This is a genomic window from Azospirillum sp. VT-I1, assembly GCF_055698305.1.
Genome location: NZ_CP168802.1, coordinates 973,099 through 992,871, shown reverse-complemented (window position 1 = coordinate 992,871; position 19,773 = coordinate 973,099). Strand labels below are relative to the sequence as shown.

General features: G+C 69.0%; 21 protein-coding genes. 10 read left to right on the top strand and 11 right to left on the bottom strand.

Going from position 1 to position 19,773, the window contains the following annotated elements; genetic code table 11:
* Window positions 1-5 precede the first annotated feature (5 nt).
* The 7 genes from AB8P05_RS18445 to AB8P05_RS18415 form a co-directional block, all read right to left on the bottom strand.
* Complete coding sequence (locus tag AB8P05_RS18445; RefSeq protein ID WP_472759704.1) at window positions 6-1,088, bottom strand: alpha-hydroxy acid oxidase; 1,083 nt, start codon at window positions 1,086-1,088, stop codon at window positions 6-8.
* Window positions 1,085-1,765: a tetratricopeptide repeat protein gene (locus AB8P05_RS18440; protein WP_472759703.1), complete on the bottom strand. Its 681-nt coding sequence runs from the start codon at window positions 1,763-1,765 to the stop codon at window positions 1,085-1,087. The genes AB8P05_RS18445 and AB8P05_RS18440 overlap by 4 nt, the downstream gene beginning before the upstream one ends.
* Window positions 1,765-2,451 carry a Fe2+-dependent dioxygenase gene (locus tag AB8P05_RS18435; RefSeq protein WP_472759702.1) on the bottom strand — a complete coding sequence of 229 codons (687 nt, stop codon included), beginning with the start codon at window positions 2,449-2,451 and terminating at the stop codon, window positions 1,765-1,767. The genes AB8P05_RS18440 and AB8P05_RS18435 overlap by 1 nt, the downstream gene beginning before the upstream one ends.
* A gap of 87 nt (window positions 2,452-2,538) precedes the next feature.
* Window positions 2,539-4,764 carry a TonB-dependent receptor gene (locus AB8P05_RS18430; protein ID WP_472759701.1) on the bottom strand — a complete coding sequence of 742 codons (2,226 nt, stop codon included), beginning with the start codon at window positions 4,762-4,764 and terminating at the stop codon, window positions 2,539-2,541.
* Between the two features lie 427 nt (window positions 4,765-5,191).
* Window positions 5,192-6,187: a glycosyl transferase family protein gene (locus AB8P05_RS18425; protein WP_472760129.1), complete on the bottom strand. Its 996-nt coding sequence runs from the start codon at window positions 6,185-6,187 to the stop codon at window positions 5,192-5,194.
* Entirely contained in the window at window positions 6,157-6,633 is a 477-nt protein-coding gene (locus tag AB8P05_RS18420) for a LysR family transcriptional regulator (protein ID WP_472759700.1), read from the bottom strand. Before AB8P05_RS18420 ends, AB8P05_RS18425 begins: the two co-directional genes overlap by 31 nt.
* A 157-nt stretch (window positions 6,634-6,790) precedes the next feature.
* Entirely contained in the window at window positions 6,791-7,228 is a 438-nt protein-coding gene (locus AB8P05_RS18415) for an EamA family transporter (RefSeq protein WP_455173865.1), read from the bottom strand.
* 422 nt (window positions 7,229-7,650) lie between these two features.
* Between AB8P05_RS18415 and AB8P05_RS18410 the strand changes: the two genes are divergently transcribed.
* From AB8P05_RS18410 to AB8P05_RS18395, 4 genes are read left to right on the top strand one after another with little or no spacing between them, the layout of a single operon-like run.
* Window positions 7,651-8,526 (top strand): siderophore ABC transporter substrate-binding protein, encoded by an 876-nt coding sequence (locus AB8P05_RS18410; RefSeq protein ID WP_472760128.1) that lies wholly within the window; start codon window positions 7,651-7,653, stop codon window positions 8,524-8,526.
* Window positions 8,527-8,569: 43 nt separating this feature from the next.
* The gene (locus AB8P05_RS18405; protein WP_472759699.1) at window positions 8,570-9,529 is read left to right on the top strand and encodes an ABC transporter permease; all 960 of its coding nucleotides are present in this window, start codon (window positions 8,570-8,572) and stop codon (window positions 9,527-9,529) included.
* Window positions 9,519-10,487, top strand: coding sequence for an iron chelate uptake ABC transporter family permease subunit (locus AB8P05_RS18400; protein ID WP_472759698.1), 969 nt, complete (start codon window positions 9,519-9,521; stop codon window positions 10,485-10,487). The genes AB8P05_RS18405 and AB8P05_RS18400 overlap by 11 nt, the downstream gene beginning before the upstream one ends.
* Entirely contained in the window at window positions 10,484-11,242 is a 759-nt protein-coding gene (locus tag AB8P05_RS18395) for an iron ABC transporter ATP-binding protein (RefSeq protein WP_472759697.1), read from the top strand. Before AB8P05_RS18400 ends, AB8P05_RS18395 begins: the two co-directional genes overlap by 4 nt.
* 1 nt (window position 11,243) lies before the next feature.
* Here the strand turns inward: AB8P05_RS18395 and AB8P05_RS18390 are convergent, their stop codons facing one another.
* Window positions 11,244-11,897, bottom strand: coding sequence for a DUF6655 family protein (locus tag AB8P05_RS18390; RefSeq protein ID WP_472759696.1), 654 nt, complete (start codon window positions 11,895-11,897; stop codon window positions 11,244-11,246).
* A gap of 357 nt (window positions 11,898-12,254) precedes the next feature.
* Here AB8P05_RS18390 and AB8P05_RS18385 point away from each other — a divergent pair, with 357 nt between their 5' ends.
* Window positions 12,255-12,794 carry a sigma-70 family RNA polymerase sigma factor gene (locus AB8P05_RS18385; protein ID WP_472759695.1) on the top strand — a complete coding sequence of 180 codons (540 nt, stop codon included), beginning with the start codon at window positions 12,255-12,257 and terminating at the stop codon, window positions 12,792-12,794.
* A gap of 87 nt (window positions 12,795-12,881) precedes the next feature.
* On the top strand, window positions 12,882-13,898 hold the full coding sequence (locus AB8P05_RS18380; protein ID WP_472759694.1) for a FecR family protein: 1,017 nt from the start codon (window positions 12,882-12,884) through the stop codon (window positions 13,896-13,898).
* 12 nt (window positions 13,899-13,910) lie between these two features.
* Here the strand turns inward: AB8P05_RS18380 and AB8P05_RS18375 are convergent, their stop codons facing one another.
* Both AB8P05_RS18375 and AB8P05_RS18370 read right to left on the bottom strand, forming a co-directional pair.
* Entirely contained in the window at window positions 13,911-14,279 is a 369-nt protein-coding gene (locus tag AB8P05_RS18375; RefSeq protein WP_472759693.1) for a helix-turn-helix domain-containing protein, read from the bottom strand.
* Window positions 14,272-14,526 (bottom strand): type II toxin-antitoxin system RelE family toxin, encoded by a 255-nt coding sequence (locus AB8P05_RS18370; RefSeq protein ID WP_472759692.1) that lies wholly within the window; start codon window positions 14,524-14,526, stop codon window positions 14,272-14,274. Before AB8P05_RS18370 ends, AB8P05_RS18375 begins: the two co-directional genes overlap by 8 nt.
* A gap of 216 nt (window positions 14,527-14,742) precedes the next feature.
* Here AB8P05_RS18370 and AB8P05_RS18365 point away from each other — a divergent pair, with 216 nt between their 5' ends.
* Both AB8P05_RS18365 and AB8P05_RS18360 read left to right on the top strand, forming a co-directional pair.
* Window positions 14,743-17,256: a TonB-dependent siderophore receptor gene (locus tag AB8P05_RS18365; protein ID WP_472759691.1), complete on the top strand. Its 2,514-nt coding sequence runs from the start codon at window positions 14,743-14,745 to the stop codon at window positions 17,254-17,256.
* Between the two features lie 11 nt (window positions 17,257-17,267).
* Complete coding sequence (locus AB8P05_RS18360; protein WP_472759690.1) at window positions 17,268-18,185, top strand: alpha/beta hydrolase; 918 nt, start codon at window positions 17,268-17,270, stop codon at window positions 18,183-18,185.
* 9 nt (window positions 18,186-18,194) lie between these two features.
* Here AB8P05_RS18360 and AB8P05_RS18355 read toward each other — a convergent pair whose 3' ends face one another.
* Window positions 18,195-18,761, bottom strand: coding sequence for a histidine phosphatase family protein (locus tag AB8P05_RS18355; RefSeq protein WP_472759689.1), 567 nt, complete (start codon window positions 18,759-18,761; stop codon window positions 18,195-18,197).
* Between the two features lie 100 nt (window positions 18,762-18,861).
* Between AB8P05_RS18355 and AB8P05_RS18350 the strand changes: the two genes are divergently transcribed.
* Together AB8P05_RS18350 and AB8P05_RS18345 are read left to right on the top strand one after the other, a co-directional pair.
* Entirely contained in the window at window positions 18,862-19,245 is a 384-nt protein-coding gene (locus tag AB8P05_RS18350) for a DUF6152 family protein (protein ID WP_472759688.1), read from the top strand.
* On the top strand, window positions 19,245-19,733 hold the full coding sequence (locus tag AB8P05_RS18345; protein WP_472759687.1) for a hypothetical protein: 489 nt from the start codon (window positions 19,245-19,247) through the stop codon (window positions 19,731-19,733). The genes AB8P05_RS18350 and AB8P05_RS18345 overlap by 1 nt, the downstream gene beginning before the upstream one ends.
* The last annotated feature ends 40 nt before the right edge of the window (window positions 19,734-19,773 follow it).

The following is a 19,773-nucleotide window of genomic DNA, read 5'->3' as shown; positions in this document are numbered from 1 at the left end:
CCGGGTCAGGCGGACGGGCAGATCACCGAGCGGTCGATGTCGGCCAGGGTCGCGCGGCCGGTCAGCGCCATCGCGACCTCCAGCTCGGTCTGCAGCAGCGTCAGCATATGGGCGACACCGGCCAGCCCGCCGACCGCCAGAGCGTGCAGCACCGGCTGGCCGACCAGCACGGCGTCGGCACCAAGGGCCAGCGCCTTCAGGATGTCGGTGCCGCGGCGGATCCCGCCATCCATCAGCACCGGCAGGCGGAGGGCGGCCCGTTCCGCCACCGCCGGCAGCGCGTCGATGGTGGCGGGCAGGGTGTCCAGCGTCCGGCCGCCATGGTTGGAGACGATGATTCCGCCGGCTCCGGCCGCGATGGCGGGGTCCACATCGTCGGGGTTGAGAATGCCCTTGAGCAGGACGGGCAGGGGCGTCTCGCTGCACAGCCACGCCACCGTCTCCCAGGTCGGGGCAGCGTGGAGCATGCCCTGGAACACCGGGCTGCCGGGCCGCGCCGGCCTGAAGCCGTCGGGGGCGAGGCCGGCGAGGTTGACCGGGGCGATGGTCGGCGGCAGGCGGAAGCCGGCGCGCTGTTCCATGTTGCGCATGCCGTTGACCGGCGCATCCACCGTCAGGACCAGCGCGCGGCACCCGGCATCCTCCGCCCGCCGCACCAGGGTCAGCGTGTCCTCCCGCCGCGGCTGGGTGTAGAGCTGGAACCACAGCGGCGCCGTCGCCCGCGCGGATATCTCGTCGACGCGCACGCTGGCCTGGGTGCTGACGGTCATCCAGCTGCGCGTCAGGCCGGCGGCCTCCACCGTCGCCAACTCGCCGTCGGGATGGACCAGCTTGTGATAGGCCATCGGCGCCAGGATGATGGGGTAATCGAGCGGCTCGCCGAACAGATCCGAGCGCGCGGTGGCGTGGGACAGGTCGCGCAGGACGCGCGGCATCAGGCGCAGGCGGTCGAACGCCTCGCGGTTGGCGCGCTGGGTGATGCCGTCCGCCCCGGCGCCGCCGATATAGGCGCGGATGGCCGGATCGACGCGGTCGTTGAAGTGGCGCTCGTAATCGAACAGCGAGACGGTGTCGGGCGGAACGGTCATCGGCGGCTTTCCTGCGGAGTGCCTGGATCGGCGAGTGCCGCGGCTTGCGCGGCCAGCGCCTGGATCCGCGGGTCGAGATGCGGCGCCAATGCCGCGGCCATGCTGCGGTAGAAGTCGGGGAAACCGCTGTCGAGTGCAAGGCGGAACCAGCGCAGCGCTTCGTTACCCTCTCCGTCGAGCAGCAGGGTGCGCGCGTAATTGAAGCGGCCCCAGCAATCGCCGCCCTCCGCCGCCGCCTTGAACAGGGTTCGCGCCGCCGCATCGTCGGCGGGGACCGCGCGTCCGCTCTCGTGGAACAGGCCCAGCATGTTCAACGCCTTGGCGATGCCCTTTGAGGCCGCGGCGGCATAGAGGCGGTAGGCGGCCTCGTCATCGGCGGGAACGCCGACGCCGCGGCAATGGAGGTCGGCCAGATTGAACAGCGCCCATCCATCGCCGAGGTCGGCGGCCTTGCGGTAATGGGCGGCGGCCTGCAGCGGATCGGCGGGAACGCCCCAGCCATGCTCGAGGCAGCGGCCCAGCATGGTGATGGCTCGGGCATCGCCGCCGCGCGCGGCACTGCGGAACCAGGCGAAGGCCTGCTCGCCCTCGCCGCGGTCGAGGCAGGATTGGCCAAGCGCCAGCAGCGTGTCCGCGACGCTCAACCCCGGCATGGGCCCCCGCGCAAGCTCCGCCATCACACCTCCGCCCAGCGGCGCAGCAGGTTGTGATAGTGGTTGACCAGGGACAGCACGGCGTGGTGGCCGTCGCCCAGTTCCTGCCTGAGTTCGATGATCGCCATGTCGAGGTCGTAGAGCATGGCGCGCAGCCCGTCGTCGCGGACCATCGACTGGGTGAAGAAGAAAGAGGCCCAGCGGGACCCGTGCGTCACCGGGCTGACCTGATGCAGGCTGCTGGACGGGTAGACCACGGCGTGGCCAGCCGGCAGCTTGACCGATTTGGTGCCGTAGGTGTCCTCGACGATCAGCTCGCCGCCATCGTAATCCTCGGGATCGCTGAGGAAGATGGTGGTCGACACGTCGGCCCGCATGCGCATGCCGCCGGTGCCGGGGATGGCGCGGATGCTGTTGTCGACGTGATAGCCGTAGGTCATCGCCCGGTCATACCGGTTGAACATCGGCGGCAGGACGCGCAGCGGCAGGACGGCGGAATTGAAGGCCGGGCTGCGGGCGAGCGCGCGCAGGATGACGACGCCCAGTTCCCTCGCGGTCTCGCTTTCCTCGGGGATCTGCAGATTGTGCTTGGCGCCGGCGGCCTGATCGCCTGCGGTGACGCGCCCGTCGACCCAGGGCGAGGCTTCCAGCACCGCCCGGCACTGTGCGACCTCGTCTTCGGTGAGGATGTCGGGGATCTGCAGGAGCAAGGCGTATTCCCTCGTACAAAGGACCGGACCGCCCGTTGGGGGCGGCCCGGCCGGCTTTTCAGACCATGTGATGGACGATCAAAGCACTCAGAACGTCAGCCCCGTCGTCAGCATGACGGTGCGGCCCGAGGCCGGGACCGCGCGGACGGCGTTGAAGGCAGAGCCGTAGTTGCGATGGTCGGTCAGGTTGTAGCCGTTCAGCGCCACGGAGACATTCTCGAACTCGTAGGACACCACAGCATCCGCCGAGAAGGTGTCGGGCATGCGCGCGGTGTTGGCGCTGTCCGACCAGTATTCGGACGCATACTGCACGCCGCCGCCGACGGTGAACTTGCCGGGGATGCCGGCCTCGAACTCGTAGGTGGTCCACAGGCTGGCATTGTGCTTCGGCACGTTGGGGGCCACCTTGCCGACCACCGCCGGGTTGGTGCGGGAGTCCGTCACCTTGCCGTTCAGGTAGGCGTAGTTGGTGTAGATGTTCCAGTGCTCCGTCACCTTGCCGCTGATGCTAGCCTCGAAGCCGCGGACGCGGACGCCGAGACCGGCTTCGGAGAAGCCGTCGGTGACGGTGCCGGTGGTGGGATCGACCGAATAGGTGTTGGACTTCTCGGCCTGGAAGAGGGCGCCGCTGATGCCCAGCCGGCCGTTCAGGAAATCGGCCTTGCCGCCGATCTCGTAGAGGTCGGTCTGTTCCGGGTCGAAGCGGCGGGCGCCGTTCGGCGTCTCCGCCGTGCCGTTGGTCACCGCCGCGGCAATGTCGGTGCCGATCGGCTTGTAGGAGCGCGAGTAGGAGGCGTAGACCGACGAGTCCGGGGTCGGCTCGAAGATCAGGCTGACCGACGGGCTCCAGTTGCGGTTGGAGGCGGAGCCGCCGGCGATTGCCGGGTCGGCCGCGCTGAAGCTGGTGCGGAAGTAATCCCAGCGCAGGCCGCCCTGGATCGACAGCTTGTCGAACAGCCACACGCGGTCGCTGGCGAACAGGCCGGCATTGGTCACGCTGGCCTCGCGCCCGCCGCTCGCCGGGAAGGTGATGGCGGTGTTGGCGGCATAGCTGTGCGACGGGGTGCGGACGGTCTGGGTGTTGGTGCGGTTGGCCCAGCTGCCGGATTCGCGCTTGTCGCGCTGGTGGCTGACGTCCAGGCCGCCGTTGAACGAGTGGCGCAGGCCGAACAGCTCGCCGTTCAGCTTGGCGCCGGTGACGTTCTGGACGCCGAAGCCCTGCTGCTTGAAGGCCATGCCGCCGCCGGCGCCATAGCTGACCGCCGGGTTGCCGCCGGCCAGGAACTGGGTGGCCGCGGCACCGCTGAGCGCCGCCGGGTTGGTGGCGGCGAAGTTGCGCTGATAATGGCTGAAGCGGGAGTCGTTGTAGACCGACAGCGCCTTGTTCACCTCATGCGCGAAGGTCGAGGTGAGGATGTGGTTGGAGGTGTCGTCGCGGTCGAGGTTGCGGACGTAGGAGGTCTTCCGGCTCAGGCCGAACTCCCCCGCCGGACGGAAGATGCCGTCGCGGCCCTGCACCATCGGCTGGCCCATGTCGGGCGTCTTCTCACCCTTCAGGTAGGCGTAGTTCAGGTGCCAGGTGGTCGGGGTGCCCAGGCCCAGGCCGAGGTCGGCGGCGATGCCGCGGCGGTCGGCTTCCACCTCGTCGCGGTCGGCGACGTTCTGGGTGTGGTAGAGGCCGTTCACCCGCAGGGCCGCGCTGTCGCCGAGCGGCTGGTTGACGTCCACCGTGGTGCGATAGGTCGGGCCGCTGCCGACCGACTGGTCGATCTGGATCTTCGGCTGCAGCGACGCCTTCTTGGTGCCCTGGTTGATGACGCCGCCGGAGTTGCCGACGCCGAAGCCGTTGCCCGACGGGCCCTTGAAGACCTGCACAGTCTCGGTGTTGAAGACGTCGTGGGTGTAGACGCCGAAGTCCTTCAGGCCGTCGGTGTAGATGTCGCCGCGGGCGGTCAGGCCGCGGATGCGGAACTGGTCGCCGTTCTGGCCGCCGTTGCCTTCACCGGTCGAGATGGTGATGCCCGGAACGTTGCGCAGCGTCTGTTCCAGCGAGGTGGCGCGCTGCTGCTCGATGATCTCCTGCGGCACGACGTTGACGACGCGCGGCGTGTCCTTGACCGTCTCCGGCAGGCGGGAAACGCCGGTGGGCGCGGCATTGACGTTGCCGGTCTGCGGCGCCGCGGCGTCGACCTTGATGGAGTCGAGCCGGAGGGCGTCGCCGGAGGACCGCTGCGGCGTCGGACCGGTCCCCGGGGTGCCCGTACCCGTGCCGGCCGTCTGCGCGTCGGCCGTCGCCGGCATGGCGAAGGTCATGGCCAGGCTGGCTGTGGCGGCTGCGCCGGCCAGAAGGGGTCTCAGCCCGAGGGGGACGTGGTCTGTCGCATCAAGCTCTCCCGAAATGCGCCAAGGTGTTTGGGTTATCGCTGGAGCGCCTTCTACCAATGGGATAGGCCCCGCCGACAACAAGCGAAATTCAGAATCAATCTAAATTGCAGAATCGACGGATTACCGCCGCGGGTATGAGGAAACGTTTCCACGCCGTGCGGGCGTGGAGCCGCGGCCGGCGTCGGCGCAGAGGCGCCGCCGGCCGCATTTTCGATTTCCGTTTTGTGTCAGCGCTTTAAGGGTGCCGCCTGCCGGTCGGGCGGTTGTGCGGGAGAGGGGAAGGCAGGCGGCGGGTTCGGCGGTGTTGCGGAAAAATCACGCAGTTAATAAGAATGATTTGCATCCGCAGCGAGGGTCAGCGCGACCGCCGCTGCTTCCACAGGTCCTCCGCCGCGGTCATCGCCGCATCGAAATCGCCGCCGGTGGCGCCGGGCAGGGAGAACAGGGCGAAGGCCGCGGTGCCGACGATGATCCGCTCGGCCCGGGCATCGCGCATCGCGCCGGTCCACAGCCCCTGCCAATAATCCAGGCTGCTGCCGCGCGGCCGGGGCGTGGCCGGCGGTTCGGCCATGCGGGCGGGCAGGGCGAGGTCGTTCGCTTCGCCGTCGATCAGGCGATGGATGGTGGCCGGACGGAAGGGCGTGTATTGGGCGACGTCGCGCACGCTGCCCAGCACCGAGACGTGGGGCAGGCCGAGCAGGCGCGCGGTGTCGCGATGCAGTTCGCGCTGGGACGGCTTGGTCACGCCCAGCAGGCTGGTGCGGCCGCCGGCCGGTCTCAGCAGATGCACCGCCTCCAGGGCGGCGTTGCGGAACTGGGTCAGCCGGTGCAGGGCGATCAGCCGGTGGATCTGGGGGGCGAGCGCCGTCAGCGGCGCATAGGCGATTCCCCGCGTTGCCAATGCGGCACCGATCTGGTCGGCGGTGGCGCAGACGGGGATTCCGAGGGCGGAGGCCACCACCTCGTACCGGCCGGCGGCGGGGCCGCTGCCGGTGTTGCCGTGCAGCAGGACCCGGTGCCCGGCCTGCGCCACCAGCTTCGCGGCATGAAAGAACCAGGGCGGGTTGTGGTAGTTGGGCGAGGTGAAGCAGGGCCAGTCCAGGTCGGCTTCGATGGCGTCGGGCCGATGGTCCGGCGGCGTCCGGCCCAGCCGGCCATCGAAGCGGCTGGCGACATGGCCCTGCATCGCCCGCACGAAGCCGGCGAGTTCCGGCGCGGTGGCGCCGCGCACGCGCATCATCCCGAACAGCGCGCCGGTCTGGATCGGGTCGGCCTCGCCGGCCAGGACGATGGCCATCGCCTCTTCCGCTTCCTCCATGGTCAGCGGGCGGCCATGGCCGCCGCCGGCGATGCCGAGGACGCCGATATTCCGGGCCAGCCGGTCATGGGGGAGGTGCTCTGGCCGACCCGGTCCAGGTTGGCGACCACCTCCGCCGCGGAGGGCTGGCCGTCCAGCAGGCTGGCCGGCCGCGTCGCCAGCGGCGGCACCGGGACGGAGGACGGGACGTTCCAGCCGGGATCGAAGGGCTCTGCCCGACCGCTGGCGACGGTCGGTTCGAACAGGTCGTCGATGGCCGCGGCCAATGCCTGCACCCTCGGCCGCAGCGCCTCGGCGAAGGGGGTGGGGACGAGGCCGCTGCCGGTCCGGACGAACAGCGGATCGCCGAACTCCTCCCGCATCTGGCCGAGCAGGCGGCTGAGCGCCGGGGCCTGCATGTCCAGCTGCCGGGCGGCCAGCGTGACGTTCCGCTTCGACAGAAGGGCGTCCAGCGCGACGATCATGCGCCCGCGCGTCAATTTGTCGCTCCCCCGGCTGGCTCCCGGGCGCGATTCGAGCCGGTCCCCGGGCATGGGAGGATGATCGCCCATGGTGCCCATCTGATGCCCCCTCTGGTCCCTCGAAAGCAGGCGATAATGATACGCAGTCGCGCTCCGGGGCAAGCCGCCGGATCGCCTACTTGAAGGCCAGCAGGATCACGCCGGCGGCGATCAGGACGACGCCCAGCCAGTTCGGCGCCGACAGCGTCTCGCCGAGGAACAGCACGCCGAACAGGGCGACCAGCACGACGCTGAGCTTGTCGACCGGGGCGACCTGCGAGGCGGGGCCGAGCTTCAGCGCGCGGAAGTAGCACAGCCAGGACGCCCCGGTGGCGAGACCCGACAGGACCAGGAACAACCAGGTCTTGCCCGATACCGCCGACGGCGACAGCGACTGGCCCGAAGCGACGACGATGCCGATCAGCAGCAGGAAGATGACGGCGGTCCGGATCAGCGTCGCCATGTCCGAACTGACGCCTTCCACCCCGACCTTGGCGAAGATGGCGGTCAGCGCCGCGAAGCAGGCCGACAACAGCGCCCACAGCATCCAGGACGGAAACAGGCCATCGGTCATTCTCTTGATTTCCTTCATCTTTCCAGCCGCGCCGGGCAAAGGCGCCCGCTGCGCCAAGGGCATGGATCCTGCAATGAATACGATTGACGGGGAAGCCCGTTCGCCGCCGCGCGGACGGGCGGATGGAGCCAAGCGTGGGCATGGCCGCCATCCGGGTGCGTCGCATCGCCCCAAGCGGAAGTTTTTGCAAGTGAGAATTAGAGTCGTTAGCATGCGCCATCGGACCGGTTCCCGGGGGCGCACCGGTCCTTCCTGCCCGGCCCGGGCCTGTCGCGTGCCGAAACGCCGAGGCGTCGTTCGGCGCCCGCCGGTCCGGTGCCTTCCGGATAATTTTGGGAGTTGTGATGACCATCGTGACGCGCCGCAGGGATCTGTTGACGGCAGGTCTGGCGATCGGTGTTTCCGGCCTGACGCCCTTCCTGATGCCGCGTGCGGCCTTCGGCCAGACCGCCGCCCCCGGCACCATCCGCCATTCCCAGGGCGAGACGAAGCTGCCGAAGGCGGTGAACAAGGTCCTGTGCTTCGACATGGCGTCGCTCGACACGCTGGATGCGCTGGGCGTTCCGGTGGCGGGCGTGCCGACCCAGGCGAAGCCGGCGTATCTCGCCAAGTATGACGCTTCCGGCTATGCCAGGATCGGCACGCTGTTCGAACCGGATTACGAGGCGGTCAACGCCGCCCAGCCCGACCTGATCGTCGTCGGCGGCCGGTCCGGCCCGAAATATGCCGAGCTGTCGGCCATCGCCCCCACCATCGACCTAACGGTGAAGCCCGAGCGCTTCTTCGACAGCGCGCTGGAAAATGCCGACATCCTGGGGCGCATCTTCGGCAAGGGTGCGGAGGTGAAGGCACGCGCCGACAAGCTGCGCGCATCGGTCGCCGAGGTGAAGTCCATCGCCGCCGGGGCCGGCAAGGGCCTGCTGATCCTGACCACCGGCGGCAAGATCAGCGCCTATGGTCCGGGGTCGCGCTTCGGCGTGCTGCACACCGAGTATGGCGTGGTGCCGGCGGCCGAGAAGCTCGACACCTCCAACCACGGGCAGGCGGTCAACTTCGAGTTCATCCTGCAGACCAACCCGGACTGGCTGTTCGTGCTCGACCGCGATTCCGCCATCGGGCGCGAGGGCCAGTCGGCCAAGCAGCTGCTGGACAACGACATCGTGCGCCGGACCGCCGCATGGCAGAAGGGGCAGGTCGTCTATCTGAACGCGGCGAACTGGTACCTGATCGGCGGCGGGCTGCAGGCCATGCAGCAGGATGCCGACGACCTCAGGGCGGCCCTGACGAAGAAGGCGTGACGATGCCTGCCTTAGAGATCGCTGCCGCCGGCGGACCGCCGGCATGAGGGGGCTCGTTCCGGCCGCCGCCTGCGTCCTGGCGCTGGCGGTGGCCAGCCTGTTCGTCGGCGTCAGCGACGTGACGATCGGCGCCATCCTGAGCGGCGCCTCCGACGAGGCGACGCAGGTGCTGCTGGTCAGCCGCATCCCGCGCACGCTGGCATTGGTGCTGGCCGGGGCGGGCATGGCGGTGTCGGGCCTGATCCTGCAGATGCTCGCCCGCAACAAGTTCGTGGAGCCGTCCACCGCCGGGACCGCGGAATCGGCGGTGTTCGGCATGCTGATGGTGACGCTGCTGGCGCCGGAAACGCCGATGCTGGGTCGGATGCTGGTGGCGGGCGCCTGTGCGCTGGCCGGAACCGCGCTGTTCCTGGGCATTCTGCGGCAGATGCCGCTGCGCTCTCCGCTGATCGTGCCGCTGGTCGGCATCATGCTGGGGGCGGTGATCTCCTCCTCCACGGAATTCGTCGCCTACCGCAGCGACATGCTGCAGTCGGTGCGGGCGTGGGAGACCGGCGACTTCTCCGGCGTGCTGCGCGGACGGTACGAGCTGCTGTGGATCGGCGCGGTGCTGACCGCCGTCGCCTATGCCGCGGCCGACCGCTTCACCGTCGCCGGGCTGGGCGAGGATTTCACCACCAACCTGGGCCTGAACCACCGGCGCGTGGTGTCGCTGGGGCTGGTCATCGTGTCGCTGGTGACGGCGGCGGTGATCGCCACCTGCGGCACGATCCCCTTCCTGGGCCTGATCGTGCCCAACCTTGTCAGCCTGATGCGGGGCGACAACATGCGCCGGTCGCTGCCCTGGGTGGCGCTGCTCGGCGCCGGGCTGGTGCTGGCCTGCGACATCGCCGGCCGGCTGGTGATCCGCCCCTACGAGATCCCGATCGGCACGACCATGGGCATCGTCGGCAGCGTCCTCTTCCTTTACCTGCTGCTGCGGAAGAACCGCCATGCCGCCTGATCGCCGCTCGCTGCCTCCGGCCATCCTCATCGCGGGCCTGGGCGGGCTGGCGGCCGCGTCCATCGTCCTGTTCCTGACCGTCGGCGCCAAGGGAAGCTGGAGCTTCATCCTGACCTTCCGCGGCACCAAGGTGGCGGCGATGGTGCTGGTCGGCTGTGCCATCGCCATGTCCACCGTGCTGTTCCAGACCATCACCAACAACCGCATCCTGACCCCGTCGATCATGGGGTTCGACGCGCTATACCGGCTGATCCAGACGATGCTGGTGTTCCAGCTGGGATCGGCGGCGGTGGCGGCCTTCGACCCGCGCCTGCGCTTCGGGGTCGAGGTCGCGGCGATGGTGGTGTTCTCCTGGCTTCTGTATCGCTGGCTGTTCTCGGGAAGCCTGCGCGGGCTTCACCTGCTGATGCTGGTGGGCATCGTCTTCGGCGTGCTGTTCCGCAGCCTGTCCGGCTTCCTGCAGCGGGTGATCGACCCCAACGAGTTCCTGGTGGTGCAGGACCGGCTGTTCGCCAGCTTCAACCGGGTGGACGGACAGCTTCTGGCCGTTTCCGCGCTGGTGGTGCTGGCGGTGGCCGTGGCGGTGTGGCGCAGGGCCGGCGTGCTGGACGTGCTGGCGCTGGGACGCGATGCCGCCATCAACCTGGGCATCGACCACCGGCGCGAGGTGATGCGGGTGCTGGTGATGGTGTCGATCCTGGTCGCCGTCTCCACGGCACTGGTCGGTCCGGTCACCTTCTTCGGCTTGCTGGTCGCCAACCTCGCCTATCTGCTGGTCGACACGCACCGGCACCGGCTGATTCTGCCGGTCGCGGCGCTGGTGGCCGTCCTGGTGCTGATGGGCGGCCAACTCGTCCTGGAACGGCTGCTGGGTTACAACGGAGCGCTCAGCATCGTCATCGAGTTCCTGGGCGGAATCGTCTTCCTCATCATCCTTGTGCGGAGAGCGGCCCGATGATCGAGGTCCGGAATGCCAGAAAATCCTATGGCGAAACCGTGGTGGTGGACGACGTGTCGGTCACCCTGCCGGCCGGCGGCGTCATCTCGCTGATCGGCGCGAACGGGGCCGGCAAATCGACCCTGCTGTCGATGATCAGCCGGCTGCTGCCGGTGCCGGCCGGCACGGTGACGGTGGAGGGAATGGACGTCACCACGACGCCCGGCGACGTGCTGGCGCGCCACCTGTCGATCCTGCGCCAGGACAATCAGATGACGGCGCGCCTGACCGTGCGCGACCTGATCGCCTTCGGCCGCTATCCCCACAGCAAGGGGCGGCTGACGGTGGAGGACCAGGGCCATATCGAGCGGGTCATCCGCTATCTGGAGCTGGAGGCGGTCTCCCACCGTTTTCTGGACGAGCTGTCCGGCGGCCAGCGCCAGCGCGCCTTCATCGCCATGGTGCTGTGCCAGGACACCGAATATGTCCTGCTGGACGAGCCGCTGAACAACCTGGACGTCAAGCACGCGGTGGCGATGATGAAGCTGTTCCGCCGCACCGCCGACGAGTTCCGCAAGACCATCATCCTGGTGCTGCACGACATCAACTTCGCCTCCTGCTATTCGGACCGGATCGTGGCGATGCGCAACGGCCGCATCGCGCACCAGGGCCCGCCGGAGGACATCATCACCCCCTGCGTCATCCGCGACGTCTATGGCGTGGAAGCGGACATCCACGAGATCGACGGCAAGCGCGTGGCGCTGTATTTCCGCTGATCTAGTTATCCCACGGCTTGGGATCGGGGCGGGTGTCGGGCGGCAACAGGTCGTTGGTGTCCCAGCTCAGCATCAGCAGCAGCACCCACTCCGCCCGGTTGGAGAAGCCGTATTGCGGACCGCTGGAGGAGACCAGTTCGCCGCTGTTCTTGTCGTAGGCGGTGGCGGCGATCTTGGCGACGCCCTGCGTCAGCTCCTTCTTGAACAGCGAGATCTCCGGGGTGGAGGAATTGCCGCCGACCGGCATCGGAATGTCGATGCTGGGAATGCCCAGGAGCGAGCGTTCGCTGTCCACCGACAGGGCGCCGATCCGCAGCTCCACGACGGTGGCGGCGGCGTCGCGGGTCTGCGCCATGGCGGCGCCGTGGCGCAGCAGCGCGTCGCGGACGGCGAAGACCGCGTATTTGGTGTCGTAGCCCTCGACGCCGCTGGCATCGACGAAGACGCTGCCCTTCACCGCCAGCCGGCCGGCCAGACGCTCCGCCGCCTGATCCGCGGCGGTGGAGATCAGAAGCTGTTCGGTGGCGGAGCGAGCGGGCGTGGTGATTTGTGCCGTGGAGCATCCGGCGAGACCAAGTCCGGCAGCGGCGAATAATGCGGGGATCGATGTCCGGTATAGACGGGACCATGCGCCGTTCGCAGCCGGTCTCTGCATGTGAAATGAAGTGATCCGTCTGCCGAACATTTTCCCTTTCCCTGGCCTCTACCGTCGGCGGCCGCGCGTGCAGCGGGGAGCCATCTGAAGCGGCCTATCCAGACCGACGAATCTTCTCCGGTCAACGGCGCAAATGTTCAGGTCGGGCGCTATGCGCTTGGAGCAAGCCGAGGGGCAGGCATTGGGCGAAGGTCAGGGTTCCATGGAAAACAGGACGCTTTCGCAGTGACGATATTGATAATCATTCGCAATCCTGCTATCAGCGACGGACGGGCTTTCGCCGCCTTCCATCTTCCGGTCCCTGACCCCGGCCCCAACCCATTCTGGACGGATATGGCTTCCGATCGGGCTTCCGATATGGCCTCCCACATGCGCCGCCTGCTGGTCGACGGCCTCTTCCGGCAGCACAATTCAGGTCTCCTGCGCTTCCTCGTCCGCCGGCTGGGCTGTCGGGAGAGTGCGGCCGACGCCGCGCAGGAGGTCTATCTGCGCCTGCTGCGCTTCGCCGGATCGGGACCGATCAGCCATGAGACGTCCTACCTTTACGCCGCCGCCGCCAACGTCGCGGCCGACCTGGCCCGCGCCCGGCGGGCGGAGGAGCGGCGCACGGCGGGCGACCTGCCGGATTGCCTGCCCGACCCCGCCGGCACGGCCGAAACGGTGCGGCCGGACGATGCCGCCGCCGCCCGCCAGCGGGTGCGCCTGATGCAGGCGGTGGTGGACGAACTGCCCCCGCGCTGCCGCGAGGTGTTCCTGCTCAACAAGGTCGACGGGCTGAGCCACGGCGAGATTGCGAATCGCCTTGGAATTTCGCGCAACATGGTGGAAAAGCACATCATCAAGGCGCTGCTGCATTGCCGGCAGAGGCTGGGCGACGGCACGGGCGGCCAATCCTAGGGGAGTTACCCCGTCCTGGGACGTCAGGGAGGCGGTGCCTTTCGGGGTCCCGTACGGCATGGATCCAGCGAGCGTCAGGAACAGGCGATGACCTCCGATCATAGAAGCGCACCGGATGCCCTCACCGAAGAGGCGGCGCGGCGTCTCGTGCGCCTGCAGTCCGATGCGGTGACGGACGCCGAGCGCCGCGATACCGAGGCGTGGCTTGCCGCCCGGCCGGAACACCGTGCCGCCTTCGATGGCCTGCGCGCGGTGTGGAGCGCGCTGGACGGGATGCCCGACCCGCGCCCGGCGGCGTCCGTTGTGCCGATGCACCGGAACCCTCCCGCCCGCTCCTCCGCCCGGTCCTCGGTGGGCCCCTCCGTTGGCCGCCGCTTGGCGCTGCCGGCTCTGCTGGCCGCGAGCGTCGCGATGGCGGCCGTCTTCGGCCCGGCGGCGCTGGACCGTCTGGGTAGCGACCACAGCACGGCGGCGGGGGAGCGGCGGACCGTGACGCTCGCCGACGGGTCGCAGGTCCAGCTCAACACCGACAGCGCCATCGCCGTCGATTTCAGCGGCTCGACCCGCCGCGTGACCCTTCGCCGGGGCGAAGCCTTCTTCACGGTCACTTCGGACCGCAGCCGGCCCTTCGAGGTGACAGCGATGGGTGTGGTCACCCGCGTGGTGGGCACGCGCTTCGTCGTGCGCCGGATGGACGGCTCCACCCGCGTGGCGGTCGAGGAAGGCACGGTCGAGGTTCATTGCCCGGCCGGCATGGCGTCGGCGGAGGACGGCGTCCGCCTGACCGCCGGCGAGACCGCCCGCTACGACCAGGGCGCCTGCCCGGTGCGCGAGACCGGACAGAGCGTCGCCCGGCTCACGGCATGGCGCGACGGCCGCGTGGTCTTCGATGACCGCAGCCTTGGCGAAGTGGTGAAGGAACTGAACCGCTACCGGCCGGGCCCGATCCTGCTGCTCGACCCCCGGCTGGGGGAGCGGCGGGTCACCGGCGTGTTCGACATCCGCGATCCCGACCGCGCGCTGTCCGCCATCGAACAGGTGCTGCCCGTCCGCGTCCACCGCATCGCCGGCTATTTCGCCGTCCTGACCGGACGGGAGGGATGAGCGGATTCGCGATCAGGTGATGTCGTCGAGGTCGACGCGCAGGGCGTCGGCGATCCGTTTCAGCACGTCCACCGTGCCGATCCGGGAGCCCGCCTCGATCTGGGACACATAGGCTTGCTTCAACCCGGCAGCCTCACCCAACTGCGCCTGGGTCAGGCCCCGGTACTCCCGGAACACCTTCACCGGGTGCTCACCGTCGAGCAGGCGGTCGGCCACATCCGCAGGAAAGGTTTCCGGCTTCACGGCCTGATAGGCGTCGAAAGCACGAAGACCGGTAGCCTCGTCGGCGGCTTCCAGGAGCCGTTCATAATCTGCGATCGGCAGCACCGCAAAAGCCGGCCGGCCCTGGTCGTCCCTGATGATCTGAGCGGGGTTAGTCATAAATGCCTCCTCTCGGGCCGATTTCGATGACGATCAGGATCAAAACGCCGGCTTCAATCGTATAGACGACCCTCCAGTCCCCGACGCGGAGCCGATAGCCGTCGCGGCCCTTCAACTTCTTGACATTACGTGCCTTTGCAGGATCGGTAGCCACTTCTTCGATTTTCTGGCGAATCAAATCCGCCGTGTTGCGCGGCATCCGACGGAGGGTCTTCAGCGCATCGGCTGTGTAGCGGATCGAGTGCATACCGGAAAATAGCATTTTGCAATGACGCTTCCCAGCGGAATGTGATTCCCGCGTCCATCCTGGAAAGGTCCCCGGCGGCCCTCTGAGAATAATTCGCAAAATCGCCAAAAACCGACGTCAGGGGTTTCGCGGCGGCGCCGGTCTTATCGGTCAGGAGGATCCCGGCTTGGCCTTGGCAACGGGCGGCGGGATCGATCGGAGACCGAAGAGACGACGATGGCGAGCGACATCCGGACGGCGGAGGGCAGGGGCCTGCTTCCGCTGCGACATTCCCTGCGGCATTACTTCCCCGGCAAGACCCTGCGCGTCCTGCTGCTGGCGACCATGGCCGGCGTGGCGGTGGAAGGCGGGGCGGTTCACGCCCAGACGGCCGCGGTGAGCGATGCGCGCCAGTACGACATCCCGGCGCAGCCGCTGTCCTCGGCGCTGACCGATTTCGCCAGCCGGGCCGGCATCCAGCTTCTCTACAGCTCCGACATGACGGCGAACCTGCGGTCGCCGGGGGTCAGCGGGCGGCTGTCGGTGGATCAGGCTCTGCCGAAACTGCTGGAGGGGACCGGCCTGACCTGGCGCTACACCGATGCCGGCACAGTGACGCTGTTGCCGGCGCCGACGGTATCCGGCGACGCGGGCAGCGCCATCCAGCTGCCGGAGGTCAATGTCCAGGCCACCGCATGGAGGAGCTGGCAACCGGTGGACGGCTATGTCGCCGGGGTGACCACCACCGGCACCAAGACCGACACGCCGTTGATCGAATCGCCGCAGTCCGTCAGCGTGGTGACGCGCGACCAGATGGACGACCAGGGTTCGCAGACGGTGTCGCAGACCCTGCGCTACACCCCCGGCGTCCTGGCCGAGGTGCGGCCCAGCGCCCGCTACGACAGCGTGTTCGTGCGCGGCTTCGGCGGGCAGGGCTCCGGTGCGGCCTATGTCAACTTCCTGGACGGGCTGCGGCAGCAGCGCAGCATCTCCTACGCCATCCCGACGGTCGATCCGTGGCTGCTGGAGCGCATCGAGATCCTGCGCGGTCCGGCCTCCATCCTCTACGGACAGGCGGGCTCCGGCGGCATCGTCAATCTGGTCAGCCGCCGCCCGACCGAGATCTCCACCCACGAGTTGCGGGTGGAGACCGGCAGCAATGACCGGCGGCAGGCGATGTTCGATGCCGGCGGCAAGCTGACGGAGGACGGGCAGTTCCTGTACCGCCTGACCGGCATCGCCCGCAAATCGGGCACCCAGTTCGACGGCGTGGACGACGACCGCATCGCCATCGCGCCGGCCGTCACCTGGAAGCCGACCTCGGACACCAGCCTGACCGTGCTGGCCAGCTATCAGCGCGACCCGGAGGGCGGATTCTACAATTTCGCGCCCGCCGTCGGCACGGTGCTGCCGAACCGCAACGGCAAGCTCGGCTCAGGCTTCTATGCCGGCGATCCGGCTTACGACAACTACACGCGCAATTCGGCGTCCATCGGCTATCAGTTCGAACACCGGCTGAGCGACGTGTGGACCCTGCGGCAGAACGCCCGCTACAACCACGTCAACTCGTCCTTCAACGCCATCTCCTTCTCGTCGCTGCAGGCCAACCAGCGCACGGCCAACCGGTCGATCAGCGACGTCAACGACATGGCCAACACGGTGGCCATCGACAATCAGGCGCAGGCAACGGTGATGACCGGGCCGGTGGACCACACGCTGCTGTTCGGCACCGACTGGTCGCGCGGCTTCGCCCGCCGCGACCTCGGCCAGTTCACCGGCGTGACCGTGCCGACGCTGGACATCTTCAATCCGGTCTACGGCAACCGCTATCCCACCGCGCGCAGCGTGCAGACCACGCGGCAGATCCAGACGCAGCTGGGCTTCTACGCGCAGGATCAGGTCGCCTACGAGAACTGGCGCCTGACCGTCGGCGTGCGCCACGACCGCGCCGACAGCGAGACGACGGTGCTGACCTCCAACAACAGCCGGACCAGCCAATCGGACAACGCCTTCACCTGGCGGGCCGGGCTGCTCTACCTGTTCGACAACGGCATCACGCCTTACGTCAACTATTCCACCAGCTTCCTGCCGAATTCCGGCAGCTATTCGCCGGCGCGCGGCGGCGGCGCCTTCACCCCGACGAAGGGCGAGCAGTATGAGGCCGGTGTCAAGTACCAGCCGCCGGGCATGAACAGCTTCATCCAGCTGGCCGGCTATTCGATCCGCCAGCGCGACGTGCTGACCGTCGATCCGCTGAACAACCTCTACAGCGTCCAGACCGGCGAGATCCGCTCCCGCGGCATCGAGCTGGAAGGACGGGCGAGCCTGACCAGCAGCCTGGACCTGATCGGCGCCTACAGCTACATCGACGCCGAGGTGACGAAGTCCAACACCGCCGGCGTCGCCGGCAACCGCGTGCCGCAGGTGCCGCACCACATGGCCAGCGGCTGGGTCAACTACCGCTTCCAGAGCGGCCCGCTCGCCGGTCTGGAACTGGGCGGCGGCGTCCGCTATGTCGGGCCGACCGCCGGCAACGACGTGAACAGCTTCGAGGTGCCGGCCTACACGCTGGCCGACGCGGCGGTCCGCTACGACCTGGGCGCCCTGAAGACGGAGTTGACGGGGGCGGAGCTGACGCTGAACGTCACCAACCTGTTCGACAAGGAATTCGTGTCCAGCTGCTCCAGCGCCACCGCCTGCTTCTTCGGTGACCGGCGACTGGTGCTGGCAGGGGTGCGCTACAAATGGTGAGCGATATGGGAATGACGCGGCGTGGTTTGCTGGGGGCATCGGTCGTGACGGCGGCAGCGGCTGCCGACCTGACGCTGTGCGGTCCCGCCGCCGCCGGGGAGCCGGTGGCGGTGACGCTGCCGCGCACCGTGCAGTGGGACATGACGGCCGGCGGCGATCCGGCCCGGCCCTACCGCATCTTCGCCGCTTGGCCGGAGACGCCGCCTCCGCCGGAAGGCTGGCCGGTGCTGTATCTGCTGGACGGCAACAGCGTCTTCGGCACGGCGACCGAGGCGATGCGGGTGGTCGGCGGGCATGGTGCCGCTGTGGGCATTCCGCCGGCCCTGGTGGTCGCCATCGGCTATCCGACCGACAAGGCGTTTGACCAGCCCCGGCGGGCGCGGGACTACACGCCGCCGGCCGCGGGTGCGCCGGCCGGGACCGGCGGCGCCGACGCCTTCCTGGACTTCATCGAGGCGGACCTGAAGCCGGAGGTGGAGCGGCGGTTCCGGGTCGACCGCGGCCGCCAGGCCCTGTTCGGCCATTCCTATGGCGGGCTGTTCGTCCTGCATGCGCTGTTCACGCGTTGCGAAGCGTTCCAGCGCTTCGTCGCCGCCAGCCCGTCGATCTGGTGGCAGGACCGCGCCATCCTGGGCGAGGAGCGCCGCTTCACCGAGGCCCTGCCGCCGGCCGCCGCCACGCGCAGCCTGCTGGTGACGGTGGGCGAGAACGAACTCCAGGCGCCGCCCGGCGAGCCGCCCGATCCGGCGCGCGAGGAGCGGCGGCGCAAGGCGCGGATGGAGGAGAATGCGCGTGAGCTGGCCGACCGGCTGGCGGCGCTGGCCCCGCGCGGGCCGGCCGTGAGCTTCGTCTCCTTCGCGGGCGAGAACCACGGCTCGGTCGTTCCGGCGGCGGTCAGCCGCGCGGTGGCGGTGGCGCTTCGGCGCTAGGCGGAAAGCTCAGCGGGTCGGCAGGCGGTCGATCCGGTCGGGGTCGGGGGTGCCGTTCGCCCGCAGCAGCACCGCCTCGCCCGATGCCGGGAAGATGCCGGTCAGGGCGGTGACGGTGACCTGATGCGTCACCAGCACCACCGGCTGCCCGTCGCGCGGCAGGTCGGCCAGGAACTGGCGCAGCTCGACCAGCTTGTCCTTCTCGTCGTCCTGCCGGCCGAAGAAGGAGTTGAGGGCGGGCATCTCCGTCACCGGGCCGAGGTCCAGCAGCCGGGCGGTCTCCAGGCAGCGGCACCATTGGCTGGACAGCACGCGGGCCTTGGCGAGGCCGAGCTGCCGCAGCCGCTCGCCGATCCGCGCGGCCTGGGCGCGGCCCTCGTCGCTCAGATTGCGCTGGGTGGCGCAGTCGTCCAGCTTGAAGCCGGGAGGATCGCCGACGCCGGGGGCCTCCGCATGGCGCATCAGAACGACGAGTCCGGCGGTCTCCAGCGCTGCGGCCGGGCGGGCGCCGGCAAGGACGGCGAGAAGGGCGGCGGCGGAAAGGGCCATCAGGTTGCGGCGGCGCAGAATGAGCATCGGCATCTCCGTTGGCGGCGCGCTTCCCCGTTCCCTCTTGCCGGAGAGGCGGGCCGCCCCATGTGTGGCGAGGATGCCTGATGAGAGGGAGTGCGTCACCATGGTCCGCAGCCGCCTGATCAACACCCGATCCCGTGCGTTCGTTGCCGCAGGCTTCGCCGCCGTCACTGCGGCGGCTGCACTGCCGGCGCTGGCCCATCATGGCTGGGGCGGCTACGACTCCGACAAGACGCTGACCCTGACCGGCACGGTGGAGCAGTTCGCCTTCAGCAACCCGCACGCCATGCTGAACCTGCAGGCGGACGGCAAGGTCTGGCATGTGGTGCTGGCGCCCCCCGGCCGCATGACCGCGCGCGGCCTGCCGGACGGGACGATCAAGCCCGGCCAGACGGTGACCGTCGTTGGTTATGCCCACAAGTCCGAACCGGCTGAACTGCGGGCGGAACGCATCACCACCAGCGGCCAGACGGTCGAGCTTCGCTGATGGACCACAGCCAGGGACCCACCGGACTGGCTTGGCTGGTGGCGCTGGAGACCTCCGGCCTGGGTGAGGCGCTGCGCGGCTCGCTCTGGCTCTATCCGCTGGTCGAGGTTCTGCACATCCTGGGGCTGGCCTTGCTGGTCGGGGCCATCGCGGCCTTCGACCTGCGGCTGATCGGCCTGCACGCCCGCCTGCCGGCCGACGCGCTGTCGCGGCTGCTGCTGCCGGTGGCGGTCGTTGGTTTCGTCCTGGCGGTGCCGACCGGGATTCTGCTGTTCATCAGCGAGGCGACGGCGCTGGCCGGCAACCCGGTCTTCCTGGTCAAGATGGGGCTGCTGGTCGCCGCCCTCGCCAACATCGCGCTGTTCCATCGCGGCGCCGGGCGGCGGATCCTCGATTGGGGCGGGGAGGGCGGCCACCGGCGGCGGCGCGCGCGGCCGGCGTGGCCTCGCTGCTGCTGTGGGTTGCGGTCCTGGCGGCCGGGCGGCTGATCGCCTACGTCTAGAATGGGCATAGACCCTTCGAGTATCG